16 protein-coding genes are annotated in these 15,867 nt (G+C 69.6%); 6 read left to right on the top strand and 10 right to left on the bottom strand.

All coding sequences use genetic code 11. The features are described 5' to 3' along the window. Positions 1–3: 3 nt before the first annotated feature. Positions 4–1,215, bottom strand: coding sequence for a formaldehyde dehydrogenase, glutathione-independent (gene fdhA / locus BLU77_RS13305; protein ID WP_089773607.1), 1,212 nt, complete (start codon positions 1,213–1,215; stop codon positions 4–6). A 174-nt stretch (positions 1,216–1,389) separates the two neighbouring features. On the opposite strand from fdhA, the gene BLU77_RS13300 reads away from it, so the two are divergent. Next, positions 1,390–2,445: an AraC family transcriptional regulator gene (locus BLU77_RS13300; protein ID WP_089773606.1), complete on the top strand. Its 1,056-nt coding sequence runs from the start codon at positions 1,390–1,392 to the stop codon at positions 2,443–2,445. A gap of 69 nt (positions 2,446–2,514) precedes the next feature. Here the strand turns inward: BLU77_RS13300 and BLU77_RS13295 are convergent, their stop codons facing one another. The 4 genes from BLU77_RS13295 to BLU77_RS13280 form a co-directional block, all read right to left on the bottom strand. Further along, a complete protein-coding gene (locus BLU77_RS13295) occupies positions 2,515–3,507 on the bottom strand; it encodes an aldo/keto reductase (RefSeq protein WP_217632549.1) in 993 nt (330 codons plus the stop codon). Between the two features lie 94 nt (positions 3,508–3,601). Then, positions 3,602–3,982, bottom strand: coding sequence for a MerR family transcriptional regulator (locus BLU77_RS13290; RefSeq protein ID WP_089773604.1), 381 nt, complete (start codon positions 3,980–3,982; stop codon positions 3,602–3,604). Positions 3,983–4,042: 60 nt separating this feature from the next. Further along, positions 4,043–4,693, bottom strand: a complete 651-nt coding sequence (locus tag BLU77_RS13285; RefSeq protein ID WP_089773603.1) for an NAD(P)H-dependent oxidoreductase — start codon at positions 4,691–4,693, stop codon at positions 4,043–4,045. Further along, complete coding sequence (locus tag BLU77_RS13280; RefSeq protein ID WP_089773602.1) at positions 4,690–5,751, bottom strand: LLM class flavin-dependent oxidoreductase; 1,062 nt, start codon at positions 5,749–5,751, stop codon at positions 4,690–4,692. Before BLU77_RS13280 ends, BLU77_RS13285 begins: the two co-directional genes overlap by 4 nt. Before the next feature lie 120 nt (positions 5,752–5,871). Here BLU77_RS13280 and BLU77_RS13275 point away from each other — a divergent pair, with 120 nt between their 5' ends. Continuing rightward, the gene (locus BLU77_RS13275) at positions 5,872–6,330 is read left to right on the top strand and encodes a MarR family winged helix-turn-helix transcriptional regulator (protein WP_089773601.1); all 459 of its coding nucleotides are present in this window, start codon (positions 5,872–5,874) and stop codon (positions 6,328–6,330) included. A 145-nt stretch (positions 6,331–6,475) separates the two neighbouring features. Here BLU77_RS13275 and BLU77_RS13270 read toward each other — a convergent pair whose 3' ends face one another. Then, positions 6,476–7,285, bottom strand: coding sequence for an MBL fold metallo-hydrolase (locus tag BLU77_RS13270; protein ID WP_089773600.1), 810 nt, complete (start codon positions 7,283–7,285; stop codon positions 6,476–6,478). 117 nt (positions 7,286–7,402) lie between these two features. Between BLU77_RS13270 and BLU77_RS13265 the strand changes: the two genes are divergently transcribed. Then, a complete protein-coding gene (locus tag BLU77_RS13265; RefSeq protein WP_089773599.1) occupies positions 7,403–8,362 on the top strand; it encodes an NAD-dependent epimerase/dehydratase family protein in 960 nt (319 codons plus the stop codon). A gap of 120 nt (positions 8,363–8,482) precedes the next feature. Beyond that, on the top strand, positions 8,483–9,079 hold the full coding sequence (locus tag BLU77_RS13260; protein ID WP_089773598.1) for a YdeI/OmpD-associated family protein: 597 nt from the start codon (positions 8,483–8,485) through the stop codon (positions 9,077–9,079). On the opposite strand, the gene BLU77_RS13255 is transcribed toward BLU77_RS13260, so the two are convergent. From BLU77_RS13255 to fucP, 3 genes are read right to left on the bottom strand one after another with little or no spacing between them, the layout of a single operon-like run. Further along, the gene (locus BLU77_RS13255) at positions 9,080–9,484 is read right to left on the bottom strand and encodes a type II toxin-antitoxin system VapC family toxin (protein ID WP_089773597.1); all 405 of its coding nucleotides are present in this window, start codon (positions 9,482–9,484) and stop codon (positions 9,080–9,082) included. Further along, positions 9,481–9,711, bottom strand: coding sequence for a type II toxin-antitoxin system VapB family antitoxin (gene vapB, locus BLU77_RS13250; protein WP_089773596.1), 231 nt, complete (start codon positions 9,709–9,711; stop codon positions 9,481–9,483). Before vapB ends, BLU77_RS13255 begins: the two co-directional genes overlap by 4 nt. Positions 9,712–9,750: 39 nt before the next feature. Beyond that, the gene (gene fucP / locus BLU77_RS13245; RefSeq protein ID WP_089773595.1) at positions 9,751–11,079 is read right to left on the bottom strand and encodes an L-fucose:H+ symporter permease; all 1,329 of its coding nucleotides are present in this window, start codon (positions 11,077–11,079) and stop codon (positions 9,751–9,753) included. Between the two features lie 189 nt (positions 11,080–11,268). Here fucP and BLU77_RS13240 point away from each other — a divergent pair, with 189 nt between their 5' ends. Both BLU77_RS13240 and BLU77_RS13235 read left to right on the top strand, forming a co-directional pair. Next, positions 11,269–12,468 (top strand): Gfo/Idh/MocA family protein, encoded by a 1,200-nt coding sequence (locus BLU77_RS13240; protein WP_089773594.1) that lies wholly within the window; start codon positions 11,269–11,271, stop codon positions 12,466–12,468. Beyond that, positions 12,465–13,475, top strand: a complete 1,011-nt coding sequence (locus BLU77_RS13235; RefSeq protein WP_245708855.1) for a LacI family DNA-binding transcriptional regulator — start codon at positions 12,465–12,467, stop codon at positions 13,473–13,475. Before BLU77_RS13240 ends, BLU77_RS13235 begins: the two co-directional genes overlap by 4 nt. Here the strand turns inward: BLU77_RS13235 and BLU77_RS13230 are convergent, their stop codons facing one another. Next, complete coding sequence (locus tag BLU77_RS13230; RefSeq protein WP_089773593.1) at positions 13,476–15,782, bottom strand: HelD family protein; 2,307 nt, start codon at positions 15,780–15,782, stop codon at positions 13,476–13,478. Positions 15,783–15,867: the final 85 nt, after the last annotated feature.

Here is a 15,867-nt window from a genome sequence, read left to right as displayed (position 1 = left end):
GCGTCAGGCGACCATGCCGTGTGGGTCGATCACAAACTTCTGGGCGGCACCGGCGTCGAACTGCGCGTACCCGTCCGGCGCCTGGTCGAGACCGATGGTGGTGGCGTTCACCGCGTCGGCGATGTGGGCTCGATCCGCGAGGATGAGGTTCATCAGCTGCCGGTTGTACTTCTTGACCGGGCACTGCCCGGTCACGAAGACGTGCGACTTCGCCCATCCCAGGCCGAGCCGGACGCCGATCTGGCCATGCTGGGCGGCCTCGTCGACGGCACCGGGGTCACCGGTGACATAGAGGCCCGGGATGCCGAGGGATGCGCCGGCACGGGCCACGCTCATCACGTCGTTCAGCACGGTGGCGGGTGCTTCGGCGGCATCTTCGCCATGGCCCCGGGCCTCGAACCCGACGGCGTCCACTGCTGCGTCGATCTCCGGTTCTCCCACGATGTCGGCGATGATGTCCGGCAATGCGTCGCCGGTGGACAGATCCGCGGTGGCGCACCCGAAACTCTCCGCCTGGCGCAGCCGCTCGGCGTTCATGTCGCCCACGATCACGGTGGCTGCGCCGAGCAGCTGGGCGGAGTATGCGGCGGCCAGCCCGACCGGCCCGGCTCCGGCAACGTAGACGGTCGATCCGGTGGTGACCCCGGCCGAGACCGCACCGTGGTATCCGGTGGGGAAGATGTCGGAGAGCATCGTCAGGTCGAGGATCTTCTCGAGCGCCTGATCGCGATCGGGGAACTTCAGCAGGTTGAAGTCCGCGTAGGGGATCATCACGTACTCGGCCTGTCCGCCCAGCCAGCCACCCATATCCACGTACCCGTAGGCGGCACCCGCGCGGGCCGGGTTGACGTTCAGGCAGATCCCGGTCTTGCCCTCGTTGCACATGCGGCACCGGCCGCACGCGATATTGAACGGCACCGAGCAGATGTCCCCCACGCTGTGGAACAGCACATCGTCACCGGCGTCCACGACCTCGCCGGTGATCTCATGGCCGAGCGTCTGCCCGACGGGTGCCGTGGTGCGACCACGGACCATGTGCTGGTCACTGCCGCAGATGTTCGTGGTGACGAGCTTGAGAATGACCGCGTGCGGTGCCGCCTGTTTGATCCCCATACCGTCGGCGACTTCCTTCGGGATCTCCAGGGTGGGGTAGTCGAGATCCTCCACCGACACCTGTCCGGGTCCTTGATAGACGACTGTCTTGTTTCCAGTCATGAGACTTCCCTTCCGCAGACGAGCCCGACGTGGCCGCAGCGTCGCGGCCGGTGCTTTCACGCTAAGTCGAACCGCGCGGAGTCGATTGTCCGCAACTGCACAGCGGTAGGCAGGATCTGCACCGCTTGGTAGCGTTTCTGGCATGCGTCAGGGAGCGCGGCACGGGCGCCGACCATGAGCCCGCAGCGGTTGCACGACGCGCACGTCGCCAATGTGACCGTCACCGATATCGGGAGCTGGCAGGACATCGTCAGCTGGCACTTCCACCCGATCCGGTGCCGCACCGAAGCGCCGGGATTCTCCGCGAGCATCAGCCGGTATCGCATCTCACCCAGCCTGACGATCAGCAGGCTCCGTGTGGGGCCCCATCACGCGGAACGGGTCAGTGGAACGCAGGTCGACGATGTGCTGATGGCGGTGACCTTGGACGGGGCCTGGTCGCTGCACCAGCACGGCCGGACTGCCTCTCTGGGACCGGGAAGCATCGTGCTGTGGAATGCACGAGTTCCCTACTCGATCGAGGCGCCCAGCGCGCCCCAGGATCTGCTCCTCGCTCAGCTGGCGCGCCCGATCGCCGGGCTCGGCGATGGCTTCCTCGATCACCTGATGGTGACGCCGATCGGAGCCGATGCCCCTGGTCAGCCCTCACTGCAGGCGATGCTGCTCAGCCTCCAGACGGATCAGTTCCTCGATGATCCGATCGCCGGCGCCAGCATGACGAGCGCCGTCGGCCAGGTGCTGGGCTCAGTGGCTCGCTCCGCGCTCACCCACGAGCGACCGGCCGACCCTGTGCGAGCCGAGAAGCTGAACCTGCTTCGAGCGTCGTTGCGGGAGCGGCTGAGCGACACGCAGCTCACCGTGGAAGATCTGGCCGCTCAGCACTTCATCTCGGCGCGGTATGTCCACGCGCTATTCGCCGACGACGCCGACACCCCGGCGGCCTACCTGCGACGCATCCGGATGGAGCACGCCTGCAGGTTGCTCTTGGAGCGGCCGGGGATGACGATCCAGTCAGTGGCGCGCCAGAGCGGTTACTCCGATGCGCCCTCCTTCATCCGGGCCTTCACGAGGACGTTCGGTATCTCCCCGACGCGATGGACCAGGGTGCGGTCAGAGGTTCGCCACCACGACGACGCTGCGGGATGCGCCCCGGTCGGCCTGTCAGCGGAAGCCGGGTGGGGTCTGCAGGCGGGGCATAGGTCACGCAGACGAGCGGGGACGGGCGGCTGACGATCCGCGGGCGGACCGGCGACGGCAGCCGCGCGATCACCACGATCCAACCGTCATCCTCGTGGCACCTCACGAGGTCGAGTCGATGGAGCTCATGTCCCCGTATCGCTCACCGGCGACGGCGTCCGCCGGGACGGCACGAGCCAGTGCTGCCAGGTGCTCCTCGGAGAGCGTGAGCGCGGCCGCGGCCACGTTCTCCTCCAGGTAGCGCACCCGCTTCGTGCCCGGGACCGGCACCACGTCCTCACCCTGGGCGAGCACCCAGGCCAGGGCGAGCTGACCGGGCGTGGCGTCGAGCTGGTCGGCGATCGCGCGCACCGCGTCGACCAGCGCCAGGTTCGCGTCCAGGTTCTCGCCCTGGAACCGGGGGAAGTACCCGCTGCTGCGGCTGTCGCCGGAGGGCAGTGACTCCCGGGTGATCGCACCGGTGAGCAGTCCGCGCCCGAGCGGGGAGTACGGCACCAGACCGATCCCGAGCTCGCGCAGGGTCGGCAGGATATCGGCCTCCAGGTCCCGGGTGAACAGCGAGTACTCGGTCTGCAGCGCGGTGATCGGGTGCACGGCGTGGGCGCGCCGGATGGTGGACGCTGCGGCTTCAGACAGGCCGAGGAAGCGCACCTTGCCGGCCTGGACCAGCTCGGCCATCGCGCCCACGGTCTCCTCGATAGGAACATCCGGGTCCACCCGGTGCTGGTAGTAGAGGTCGATGTGGTCCACGCCGAGGCGCTGCAGGGAGGCGTCACACGCCGCGCGGACGTAGTCCGGGCGGCCGTTGACGCCCACGCGGGTGCCGTCCGGGAGTCGCTCGTTGCCGAACTTCGTGGCCAGCTGCACCTGCTCGCGCTGATCGCGGATGGCTTCGCCGACGAGTTGCTCATTGGTGAAAGGCCCGTACATGTCGGCGGTGTCGAGGAAGGTGACGCCGAGGTCGAGGGCCCGGTGGATGGTGGCGATGCCATCGGCGTGGGCGGGGGTGCCGTAGAACTCGGACATGCCCATGCAGCCAAGCCCGAGGCTGGAGACGGTGAGAGGAGCGGTGCTACCGAGGGTGCGGGTGGAGATGTTCATGACCTCGAGTGAAGTCGCTGGAGTGCGCTCCAGGTCAAGTGGCGCTCTTGACCTGCCCGCGAGGTGCCGGGGCGCACCCTCCACGGGCTCAGGCCGACAGACACTCCGCCCCGAGTCGATCGGTGTAGAGGTCGATCTTGTACTCGATCGCCGCCAGGTGCGCCTGCACCTCGACGAGCTGGCCGAGCACGGCCTCCCGGTGCCCCTGCAGCAGCTCCAGGCGTTCTCGTTCGTTCCCGCTACCTGCGCGCACCAGGTCCGCGTACCGGCGCACCTCGCGGATCGGCATCCCGGTGGCGCGCAGCCGGGTGACGAGCTCGATCCAACGCAGGTCCTCCGCTTGGTAGCGGCGGTGCCCGGCACTCGACCGGGGCACCGGCCGCAGCAGCAGACCGTCCTTCTCGTAGTAGCGCAGTGTGTCCACGGCGAGCCCGAGCTGGCGTGCCGCCTCGGCGATGGTCAGTCCCATGCACCCAGTGTCACTCCTGGAGTGCACTCCAGGGCAAGGGGCCGGATCTCGAGAAGACCATCACGAACGCGGCCCCTGAGGCGCCCATGCGAGTGACATCTGAGGAGAGTGCCCCGACTCTGCGGCCATCCGCGAGCGCAGGATGCCGATCACGTCGGTGAGTCCCACCTGGATGCGGGTGTGCACGCGCGGGTTCAGCAGGGTCACGCCGTCGAAGTCTCCGGCGGAGGCGAAGAAGGCGACGGGGACGGTGAACGCCTGGAAGAAGCCGAACAGCGGGCGCAGTGCGTGCTCCAGGACGAGCGTGTGGCGTTCGCTACCGCCGGTGGCTGCGAGCAGTACAGGCTTGTTCGCCAGCGCGTACTGCTCGACGAGGTCGAAGAAGTGCTTGAACATCCCGGGGTAGCTGCCGCGGAACACCGGCGTCGCCGCGAGGAGCAGGTCAGCCTCCTCAGCGAGCCGAAGGGCGCGTTCCGCCGCCGGGCCGGTCTCGTCGCGTCCGATGGCGCCGGTGAATCCCTCCCCGAGCCGGTACACGTCGATCTGCGAGACCACGATCGGGATCATGCCCCGCAACTCATCGAGGATGACGTGGACCAGTCCCATTGTCTTCGACGGCTCGTTCGGGCTGCCGTTGACCACGACGATGCGCAGGGGTGCCTCCGGATCGGAGGTTTCCGGAAGCGTGCCGGTCTGCTGGGTGACCGTCATGCCGCATCCCTCTCGCGCTGAGCGACCTCGCGGCGCACGACGGGAGCCACCTCGGTGCCGAGCCGCTCGATGGCTTCGAGGTGATCTCTCTGCGGAACCCCGCCGAAGCCCATCTGGATCATGACGCGGTTCAGCCCGTACAGCTCGTGGTAACTCATGATCTTGTCGATGATCTCCTGCGAGCTGCCCACGAGCAGCCCCGCCGCCGGAGAGGCCTGCGCGTCGAACGCCGCACGCGGGATGGTGAATCCCTCGCCGCGCTGGTGGTTGTTGTCGGCCATCCCCTTCGCGAAGTAGGGGTACATCAGGTCCCGGGCCTGCTGGCTGGTGCGGCCGACGTAACCGTGCGCGTTGATGCTGATCGGCAGCCGAGAGATGTCGTGCCCCGCCTCCGAGGCGGCCTGACGGTACAGCTGGACGGTCTGCTCGTGGAATGTGATCGGTCCCAGCAGCAGGGCGAGCGCCATGGGCAGTCCAAGTCGGCCGGTGCTGACGGCCGACGCCGGCGATCCACCGACGCCTACCCAGATCGGCAATGTGTCGCCGTCGGCGCGCGGCGCGATGTCCGCATCGACGAGGGGAGCGCGGAAGTGTCCCTCCCAGGTGAGCGGGTTGCGTTCGCGGATCTGCAGCAGCAGATCCAGCTTCTCGCGGAACAGGTCGGCGTAGTTGCGCAGGTCGTACCCGAACAGCGGAAAGGACTCCGTGTACGAGCCGCGCCCCGCGATGATCTCCGCCCTGCCGGCGGAGAGCAGGTCGATCGTGGCGAACTGCTCCCACACGCGGACCGGGTCTTCCGAGCTGAGCACCGTGACGGCGCTGGTCAGGCGGATGTTCTCGGTCTTCTCCGCAGCCGCGGCGAGCAGGATGCTGGGAGCGGAACCGATGAAGTCCGTGCGGTGGTGCTCGCCCATGCCGAACACGTCCAGTCCCACCTCGTCGGCGAGGCGTGCCTGCTCGATGGTCTCGCGCACGCGCTCGCGCGGCGACGGCGTCTTCCCTGTTGCCGGGTCTTCGGTGATCTCGCCGAAGGTCATGATTCCCACTTCGAAGGCCATGTCTGCTCCTAGGGCCGATGGTGTGCTGGTTTGGCTCCTTCATCCGCCGGACCTACTGGCGGCGGCACCCCGGGCAACTTAGTTGCGCGCGCAATTATTCCGACGCGTTACCGTGAGGTCATGGCAAGCGGTGGTCTGGGGGATGTCGAGTACGCGGCGTGGAGCGGGTTTCTGTACACGCACGATCGGCTCTGGCGCGCGATGGAAGAGCGGCTCGCGCCGCTCGGAGTGAGCATGGCCGAGTACAGCGTGCTAGCACTACTCGCTGAGGCCGGGCCTGCGGGGATGCGGATGTCGGATCTCGCCGCGCGGCGGCTGATGAGCAAACCGGGATTCAGCAGACTCGCGGATCGGCTCGAGGGGCGCGGGCTCATCGAGCGTCGGCGGTCTGCCACGGATGGCCGCAGCTTCGACGCGCTCCTCACTCGTGACGGCCGCGCGCTGTTGCGGCGGGCATGGCGCCAGCACCGTGCCGATCTGGACGAACTCTTCTTTGCTCACCTGGAGGGCGATGAGCTGCGTGCGCTCGCCGGGATCTGGAAGCGTTTCGAGAGTGGAAGCTCCGGCGGGACCGCGTGACGGCGAGCTCGCCGGGAACACGTAGCACTCAGAGTGCCCTGTCCGACCTACGACCGGCGCCACCCCATGATGGGCACGCGGTAGAACTCAGCAGGATCGCGTCCATCGCTCGATCCAACTGCCAGTCGACGGGGTAGTGCAGATGTCAGGTGAGGTGGTCGAAATCCCCGCGCACCCACGCGATGTGCCGCTCGGCCGATCGTCGCAGCACCTCCTGACCGCCCGAGTCGATCACGTTGCCGAAGTTCCCGACGATCCGGTCGAAGATCAGCTCCCCGAGCTGCTCGGCGATTCGCTCCACCACAGCGGCCGAGAGCGGGATCTTGTTCGGGTAGCTGCGCAGGAACCCCACTGAGGCCCGGTCCGGGTTGGGGAAGATCGTGTCACCGGTGAGCAGCAACCCGCGTCCACCCGCCCCCTCGGCCCAGTGCGCCACGGCGGACCCGGCGAAGTGACCGCCTACCTGGTGCAGCCTCAGCCCGGGCAGGATCTCGTGCGTGCCCGACCAGAGCCGGACCCGATCGTCGGTCCGGCCGAGCCAGGCAGCATCCGCCTCGGCCACCAGCACCTCCGCGTCGAGCGCCCGCGCCCACTCCACCTGCACCCCGAACATGTGCGGGTGGCTGGCCGCCACCGCGAGCACGGGGCTGTGCTCGCGAAGGCGCGCAACGCCGTCGGCATCCAGATATCCCGGCGGGTCCCACAGCAGGGAGCCGTGGGAGGTGCGCACCAGTTGCGCTGTCTGTCCGATCCCGACGGCGTCCCGTGTGCTGATGCCATGCACGTCCAGTTCGGTCTCGGCCCAGGTGAGCCTGGTGCCCGCCTCGCGCAGCTCGGTCAGGCTCGTCCACCGCTGCCCGTCCCGGGGCACCCACTGCCGCTCGTCCGCGCAGATCGGGCAGACCTCAGGAGTCGGCTCGTCGTACTCCACCGCGCAGGTGGCACAGATCAGCATGAGGTGATCATGGCGGACGAGGGCCAGTGGGGGAACCCCCAAGACCCCGGCGGTGGCCTCCCGGGGCTACCGTGACATCGGGGCCGGTCCCGTCACCCATCCAGCGCTGGAGGACTCATGTCACGCGTCGTCGTCATCGGAGGCAGCGGTCACGTCGGCACCTACCTGGTGCCGCGCCTGGTCGAGGCCGGTCATCAGGTCGTCAGCGTCAGCCGTGGCAGGGCCGTCCCGTACACACCGCACGCGGCCTGGGGCCGGGTGGAGCAGGTGGTGCTGGATCGGGACGCCACGGAGCGGGACGGGACCTTCGGCACCGCCATCGCCGCTCTCGAGCCTGACGTGGTGGTGGACCTGATCTGCTTCACGCCGGACAGTGCGCGGGAACTGGTGGAGGCGCTGCGCGGCCGCGTGCAGCACCTGGTGCACTGCGGGACGATCTGGGTGTACGGCCACAACGCCACCGTCCCCGCGACCGAGGACCAGCCGCTCAACCCATTCGGCAGCTACGGGACCCAGAAGGCGGCCATCGAGACGTACTTGCTTGAGGAGGCGCGGCGTACCGGGTTCCCGACCACCGTGGTGCGCCCCGGGCACATCTGCGGCCCGGGCTGGGTGCCGCTGAACCCGGCCGGACACTTCGATCCCGGGGTGTTCTCGCTCATCGCGCGGGGCGAGGAGCTGGTGCTTCCGAACCTGGGGCTGGAGACCGTCCACCACGTGCACGCCGACGATGTCGCGCAGATCGTCGAGCGGGCGATCGCCGGGTGGGGTGCGGCGGTGGGGGAGGCGTTCAACGCCGTCTCCCCGCAGGCGGTGAACCTGCGCGGATACGCCGAGCACATGTCCCGCTGGTTTGGCCACGAGCCCCGCCTGGCGTTCCAACCGTTCGAGCAGTGGCGCACCACCCAGGACCCGGGTGACGCCGATGCCACGCTGGACCACATCAGCCGCTCCCCCTCGCACTCGATCGAGAAGGCCCGGCGGCTGCTCGGGCACGTCCCGCGCTACTCGAGTTTCGCTGCCGTCGAGGAGGCGGTGGCCCGGCTCATTGCTGACGGTCGCGTCCAGCGGGCCTGACACCATCGATGCGTCTGGCCATGGACCGTGGACGTGGGTTGGTTGAGTGTTGCGAAACGGGCGAAATGCGACATCCAGCCAACCCTCGTCGCTGTCGGTCCCGCTGGGTACGCTCGTGTCATGCCAGCGTCGCCGCTCCCCGAGCTCCTCCTGCCCGATGCGGCCGCCTGGCGGGACTGGCTGATCGCCCACCACGACACCTCGCCCGGGGTCTGGCTGGTGCTGGGCAAGAAGGGCGGGAACGTCACCACGCTGAACTACGAGGGTGCGGTGCTCGAGGCGCTCTGCGTCGGGTGGATCGACGGCCAGGCGAAGTCCCGCGACCAGGCCACCTCCCTGCAGCGCTACACCCCGCGGCGCCCGCGCAGCCAATGGTCGGCCAAGAACGTGGGGCGCGTGGCCCAGTTGGAAGCCGACGGCAAGATGCTTCCTGCCGGCCGCGCCGCCGTCGACGAAGCCAAGGCCGACGGACGGTGGGACGCCGCCTACGCAGGCCCGGCGACCGCCGTCATGCCGGAGGATCTGGCCGCGGCGATCGCCGCGAACCCGGATGCCCAGGCGATGTTCGAGGTGCTCACCTCCACCAACCGGTTCGCGATGATCTACCGGCTGAACAGCGTGAAGCGGGCCGAGACCCGGGAGCGCAAGATCGCCGAGTTCGTCGCGATGCTCGCTCGGCACGAGACGCTGCACCCGCAGAAGCGCATGCCTGGCTGATCAGGACAACCAGTCCTGGACCTCCAGCCCCGGCACACGGTCGAACTCGCGGGTGTTGTTCGTCACGAGGACCAGCCCGAGGGAGCGCGCATGGCCGGCGAGGAGACTGTCGAACGGTCCGATCGGGGTGCCAGCAGCGGCCAGCACGGCTCGGATGCGCCCGGCGTGCATGGCGGCGATCGTGTCGAACTCGAGGACCTCGACGAGTGAGAGCAGCTCGTCGGCCGCCTGCCGGTTCTGTACCGGGTGCTGGGACCGTTCGATCCCGTATTCGAGCTCCATCTCGCTGATCGTGGAGACGGCCACCCGGCCCTCCGCAGCACGCAGCCTCGGCCGCGCGCGTCCGCCCTGGTTGCGCAGCAATGCGACGAGTACGTTCGTGTCAAGGAGGTAGAGCGTGGTCACAGGGCCGGGCGCTCCTCGGCCGTGCCCTGGTCGCGATCGTCGAGAAAGTCGGGCGTGGCGCGCAGGCCGTGCTCGAACCATTCGTCCCAGCTGGTGCTGACAGGCTCGATCACGCGACGCCGACCGACGACGCGCACGTTCACCTCACGGACGTCCTCCGGCAGGGCCACCGCCTTCGGCAGTCGAACGGACTGCGTGCGGTTGTTCCGGAACACCGTACTGCGCATCGTGAGCCTCCTCGTATATCGCAACAGTATATACGACGTTCACCCCGTCTCGTGGATCGGCCTCGGCGCCCGCAGCGTGTAGATCGCGTAGGCGACGATCACCACGAAGCACACGGCCGGCACGATGTAGGAGAACGCTGAGCCGACCGTGTCCACCAGCCGGCCCTGCAGCAGCGGCACGGTCGCCCCGCCCACGATGGCCATCACCAGGCCGGCGGCGCCGAACTTGGTGTCATTGCCCAGGCCCTCCAGGGCGATCCCGTAGATCGTCGGGAACAGCAGCGACAGGCACGCCGAGAGTGCCACCACGGCCACCAGGCCGACCATGCTCGGCACGGCCACCGCCACCAGGCACAGCACCACACCCAGGCCTGTCATGGTCAGCATCAGGATCCGGGAGTCGATCTTGCCCATCAGGGCCACCATCGCGAACCGGGCCACCAGGAACACGATCAGGCTCGCCTGCAACCACCAGTTCGCCGCCGTCGGGGTCGCCCCGATCTGGTCCCGCGCGTAGGTGATCGTGAACGTCCAGATGCAGGTCTGCGCGGCCACGTTGAAGAACTGCGCGACCACCCCGAACGAGTAGTGCGTGTTGGTGACCAGGCGCTTCACCCGGGAGGAGGAGCCGCGGGTGTCCACCTCGTGGCTGGCCCCGGCCTTCAGGCCCGGCACCTTCGTGACGGCGATCCCCACCCAGATCAGCACCAGCACCACGGCCAGGCCCACGTACGGCGTCATCACCGCGTCCAGCTCGGAGGTCAGCAGCGACTCCCGCTCGGCCGGCGGGAGCTCGTCGCGCTCTTCCGCGGTGAGCGTGCTCAGGTTGGGCGCGATCAGCAGTGCCGCCAGCAGCACCCCGGTGTTCGTGCCCACCGGGTTGAAGGCCTGGGCGAAGTTCAGTCGCCGGGTGGCGTTCGACTCCGGTCCCATGCTCATCACATACGGGTTCGCCGAGGTCTCCAGGACCGAGAGTCCCGCGGCGAGCAGGAAGATCGCAGAGAGGAAGAACCCGAAGGTCTGCGCCTCCGCGGCCGGGAGGAACAGGAATCCGCCCGCGGCGGCCATCCCCAGGCCCAGCAACACACCGACCTTGTAGTTGAAGCGCTGGTTCACGAACGCCGCCGGCAGCGCGAGCAGGAAGTAGGCACCGTAGTAGGCCGACTGCACGAGCGTGGCCTGCAGGGTAGACATGTCGTCGAACACCGCGGTGAAGGTGGAGACGAGGGTGTCGGTCATGTTCGCCGCCGTGCCCCATGCGGCGAAACAGGTCACCACGAGGATGAACGGCAGCAGCATGCCCGGATGCAGGAACCGACTGTGCTCGTGGCTCAATGCGGTATCGAGGTCGTTCGATCGCGAATTCATTCTGCTCCTTCGCCCCGGGTCAGATCCTGGCAGTCAACCACGCGTCGGCGGGCTTGTCCGTGCGAACGGCGAACCGGCCGGGAACTGGCCGGCGCGGGTGCGCCGTCGGTCGCCGAGGACGCATCTTGACACTGCGAGTTACTCGAGTAGATTTGCCCGGACCGATACACCTCCGAAGGAGCCACACACATGCCGTTCTCGCTGGGAATCGTGGGCGCCGGGCAGTTCGCCGGCGGATTCGCGACGCTGTTCAACGCCCACCCCGGGGTCTCCCGCGTCACCGTGACCGACGCGATCGCCGAGCGCGCCACCACGCTCGTTCGCGAACTCGGCCTGGCCGGTGTCGAGCCCGATTTCGAGGCCATGCTGGCCTCCGATGTGGACGCCGTGGCCATCTTCACCCAGCGGTGGACCCACGGGCCGCTCGTGGTGCAGGCGCTGCGCGCCGGCAAGCACGTGTACTCGGCGGTGCCGATGGCGTTCACGCGCGAGGAGATCGCCGCCATCATCGAGGCCGTCAAGGAGACGGGCCTCACCTACATGATGGGTGAGACGAGTCAGTACAACCCGGTCACCGTGCTCGCCCAGCAGAAGGCCGCCGCCGGTGCGTTCGGCCGCGTCTTCTACGCCGAGGGCGACTACGTGCACGACATGGACCACGGCTTCTACGCCGCCTACCAGTACAGCGGCGGTGCGGACTGGAAGCGCACCGCCAGCTACCCGCCGATGAAGTACCCCACCCACGCCATCGGGGGCGTGCTCGGGGCCTGGAACACTCACGCGGTGAGCGTCAGCGCCGTCGGGGTGCCGGACCAGCGCGGTGACGGCGTCTTCGACACATCCGTGAGCATGTTCGACAACGACTTCTCCAACGCGTCGGCCCTGTTCGAGACGGCCGACGGCGGCAGCTTCCGCACCAATGAGTTCCGCCGGGTGGGCCTGGCCGAGGGGGTCCCGGAGTCGCGCTTCACCTTCTACGGCACCGAGGGGATCCTCGAGCAGAACTCCCTGTCCACCCTCTGGCACAACCGGTCCGGCGCACTGGAGGACCTCTCCGAGTCGGTCCGGCCCGGGCAGGCGTCCGGGAAAAATGATCCGGCGCTGGCCAACGTGGACCCGAAGCTGCACGACTCCTTCATCTCCGGACACGCCCCAGTCCACGACACCTCGGCGCTCCCGGACGAGCTCACTGGCCTCGGTAACGGGCACATGGGCAGCCACCACCTGCTCGTGCACGACTTCGTCACCGCCGTGAACGAGCAGACGCTGCCCACGGTGAACGCCTGGGTCGCCGCGCGCTACACCCTGCCCGGGATCGTGGCGCACGAGTCCGCGCTGCGGGGTGGCGAGCGCCTGCCGATCGACGACTTCGGCGACGCGCCGCAGTGACCTCCGGCACCGGCTCATCGGGGACCGGCGGCGGTGCGGACCGCGGCCGGGCCCGGGTGACCCGTGCGGACGTGGCCGCACACGCGGGGGTGAGCACCGCCGTCGTGAGCTACACCCTCAACGGCGGGCCGAAGAACGTGGCCCCGGCCACGCGGGAGCGGGTGCTGGCGGCGGTGCGCGACCTCGGCTACCGCCCGAACGCCACGGCGCGCGCGCTGCGGCTGGGCAGCACCGGGCAGGTCGGGCTGGTGGTGGCCTCGGTGAGCAACCCGTACTTCGGTCAGCTCACCGATCAGGTGGAGCGGTCCGCGGGGGCGCGAGGCCTGGCACTACTGGTGCGCACCAACTCGGGAGGTGACGTGGCCGAGGCGATCGAACAGCTCGCCTCCCGGCAGGTGGACGGGATGCTCATCGCCCAATCGATGGGCGCCGCCGATGCCGCGGCGGTGGCGGAGGCGGGAGTGCGCGCGGTGCTGATCAACGAGGCCAGCGCGCCCGACGGGATGGCGAGCGTGGGCGTGGACCGCTACGGCGGCGCCCGGGACGCCGTGACGCACCTGATCGAACACGGGCACCGACGGATCGGCTTCATCGGCGCCGGGGTCGGGGAGTACCGCCGGCGCGGCTGGGCGGACGCCCTCCGGTCGGCCCGATTGCCCGAGGGCCCGGTGGCCCATCAGGACTTCTCCCGCGAGGGCGGGTACCGGGCGGCCCAGGAGCTGCTGGCGCTCGCCGAACGCCCGACGGCGGTGTTCGCGGGCTCCGACGAGCAGGCGGTGGGTGCGTTGCTCGCCTTCCACGAGGCGGGGGTGGCGGTGCCGGAGGAGGTCGCCGTGGTGGCCTTCGACGGGTCCGCCGCCTCGGCCTACACGTGGCCGCCGCTCACCGCGGTGGCCCAGCCGATGGCGGAGATGGTGGAGCGCGCCCTGGACCTGCTGGGCTCCGCCGCCTCGGAGCAGAGCGTGCTGCCCACCGAACTGGTGCGCCGGCGCAGTTGCGGCTGCTGATCAGGCGAGGTGAGCCAGCTCGGCCGGGACCTCGCCGTCGACCAGCAGCCCGAGCTCCCGGGTGGGCCGGGTCATCGCGACGTACAGCCGGCTGTGCCCGCGCCGCCCGGCCAGGATGGTGCCCGGGTCCACCACCAGCACGCGATCGAACTCCAGCCCCTTCGCCTGCTGCGGGGTGAGCACCACGCACGGGGCAGTGGTGTCCACCTCGGACCCGAACGAGGCGCCGGGAACCGCCTGCTCCACCGCCATCGCGATCTCCACCAGCCGCTCGTGGGGTGCGATCACGGCGAAGGTGCCACCAGCGTCCCGTTCGGCCCCGACGGCGGTACGCACCTGGTCCGCCAGGTCACCGTGGGTGGTGCGCAGCCACGGGTGGTCGCCCTCGGTGCGGGCGCACGTGGGCGTGCTGGCGGACGGGTCGAGGGCGTGCAGGACCGGCAGTGCGGCCGCCATGATCGGTGCGGGGGTGCGGTAGCTGATGGTGAGCTCCCGGCGGTGCCAGCGGCGGTGGTCGTGCTCCGCGGCGAGGGTGTCCCAGGAGGTGGTGCCCGCCACGGCCGCGGTCTGGTGCACATCACCGACCACGGTCATCGACCCGCTCGGCACCCGCCGCAGCACCATCCGCCACTGCATCGCGCTGAGCTCCTGCGCCTCGTCGACGATCACGTGGCCGTACGCCCAGGACCGGTCGGCCGCGGCACGCTCGGCCAGCGGTCGGCCGTCCCGCTCGGTGAACCGGTCGGCCAGTTCCTCCGCACTCACTGCCCCGGCGTTCCCGCTCGCGGCAAGCACCCGCTGGGCGTACCGGACCCCGGCCTCCCGGCGGGCCTGGGCGGCGGCGTCCTGATCGGCCTCGTCCTCGCCGAGCAGTTCGGCCAGCTCGTCCAGGAGCGGGATGTCGCCGCTGGTCCAGCCCTGCCGGGGAGGGCGAGCCAGGGCTGCCTGCTGGTGCTCATCGAGCAGGTGACCCGCGGCCTCGGCGAGCCGGTCGCCGTCGGAGAGCAGCTCCTCCAGGAGCTCTTCCGGGCTCAGGTGTGGCCAGAGGTCCTCGAGCACGCCGGACACGGCCGCGTCCGCGGTCAGCTCGCGGAGCAGCCGTGGGGCCTCGTGCCGGCCGGCGAGGCCGGTCACCTCGGTGCCGGCGCCCTCCACCTTCGCCGGCAGGTGATCCTCACCCTTGGCCAGCGCGCGGTCCAGCCGGCCAAGCTCCTCCTCGAACCCCGAGTCGGTGGAGTCGTAGAGCTGCTGCTCGCGGGTGAGCACCAGCTCGACGATGTGGTCGAGCAGCTCGGCCCGGAAGGTGCGGCGGGCCACGTTGTGCGGGTAGTCCGTCTGCTGAGCGTGGCGGACCAGGCGGGTGAGCGCGGCCGGCGTGATGCGGTACTCGTCGCCCTGATAGGTGAACGTCACCTCCCCGGAGTGGGCGCCCTGGCGGGCCTGGACGGCGGCGGCCATCACCTGCGCCATCAGGGGCAGCGCCTTCACCGCGGCGGTCTCGGCATGCTCGCCGCGGGTGGCCTGCAGCCCTGGGACCAGGGAGTCCACGGTGGCCAGCACGGCGTGCGTCTCTCCGAGGGAGGGGAGCACGTCCTGGATGTACTCGAGGAAGGCCGGGCTGGGCCCGAGCACGAGCACGCCGCGCTCGGCGATCGTGGTGTGCGTGTACAGCAGGTAGGCGGTGCGGTGCAGCGCCACTGCGGTCTTGCCGGTGCCCGGCCCGCCCTGCACCACCAGCACGCCGTCGGCGGGGGAGCGGATGATGTCGTCCTGCTCGGCCTGGAGCGTGGCGACGATCTCGTGCATCCGCCCGGTGCGTTCCGCCGTCAGGGCCTCCATCAGGGCGGCCTCGCCGACGAACGACTGCGCGGTGGAGCCGGAACCGTCGAGGAGCTCGTCGTTCACCCCGACGACGGTGCGCCCCCGGGTGCGCAGGTGCCGGCGCCGTACGACGTCCGACCCGCTGCGGGCCGTGGCGGTGTAGAAATCAGCGGCGGCGGGGGCACGCCAGTCCACCAGCAGGGGCTCGAGGTCGGCCGAGCGTAGTCCCATCCGGCCGATGTAGGTGGCGGTGCCGTCGTGGCGGTCGAGCCGGCCGAAACACAAGGCGTGCTCGGCATGGTCGAGCATGGTGGCTCGTTCCTCGAGGCGCGCTACCTGGGCGTCCCGGTCCAGCAGGTCGGTGGGACCGTCGGCGTCGGAGCGGCGGGCTCGGGCGAGCTGGTCGGTGATCTCGGTGCGGAGCTCCTCCACTCTCCGGTAGAGCAGATCCAGGTACTGCTGCTCGGACTCGATCTCCTGCTGCACGCGCTCCCCTTTCGATCTGGCCAGCTACCCAACGATCGGTCGCCGCTGGATGTTCCCGTGGCTGAACCTGCATCTGCCTGACCCG

The organism is Ruania alba (assembly GCF_900105765.1).
GTDB lineage: Bacteria > Actinomycetota > Actinomycetes > Actinomycetales > Beutenbergiaceae > Ruania > Ruania alba.
Note: the sequence above shows the minus strand (reverse complement) of the source record. Positions and strands in the feature narration are given on the sequence as shown.